The following is a 620-nucleotide window of genomic DNA, read 5'->3' as shown; positions in this document are numbered from 1 at the left end:
GCGCCTAGAATCTTAAAGCCGCAAGTGGCTTTTGAGATGGCAGATATCCTACGTGATGTCGTTCAACGCGGTACTGCTGTTCGAGCCCGTGCTCTAGGTCGTGATGATATCGGCGGCAAGACAGGGACAACAAATGAGGCCAAAGACGCCTGGTTTGCAGGTTTTCATCCTACCAATGCAACCGTTGTTTGGATGGGCTTTGATCAGCCTGCGACGATGGGTCGCCGTGAGTACGGCGGCGTAGCAGCCCTGCCCGTCTGGATGGACTTTATGAAAGCCCAGCTCAAAGATACCCCCAAACAATGGGTGTCTATCAATAACCGCGCTAAATCAAAACGTCAGCAGCAAAAAGTGATAGAGATGACTGATGGCGGCGTAGTCCTAGATGAAGACGTTGACGATATAGCAAAGGACACTGCTAGAGCAAAACCTGTCAAACCCAGTGTACAACCAAGGCAGCCTTTAGAGCCTGAACCTGTAGAAGAGGATGCTGCTACGACACAATCAACAAATAACAGTCGTAGCGCTATTCAAAATACACCGCTGGCACCAACGCCTGCTGAACGTATGCCGCCGATGCCAGAATAGAGTCCTAAGCTACCAAAAAAGGCTTATCGATT

The 620-nt window shown here is 50.2% G+C and carries 1 protein-coding gene; it reads left to right on the top strand.

Translation table 11 applies throughout. The annotated features are described in order from the left end of the window. The coding region (locus tag ACTXGO_RS15780; protein WP_443575185.1) for a penicillin-binding transpeptidase domain-containing protein at window positions 1-588 on the top strand (588 nt) is incomplete at its 5' end. Window positions 589-620 lie beyond the last annotated feature (32 nt).

This window comes from Psychrobacter sp. T6-1 (assembly GCF_052258445.1).
The sequence above is the reverse complement of the archived record's forward strand: the minus strand, read 5'-3'. Positions and strand labels throughout refer to the sequence as shown.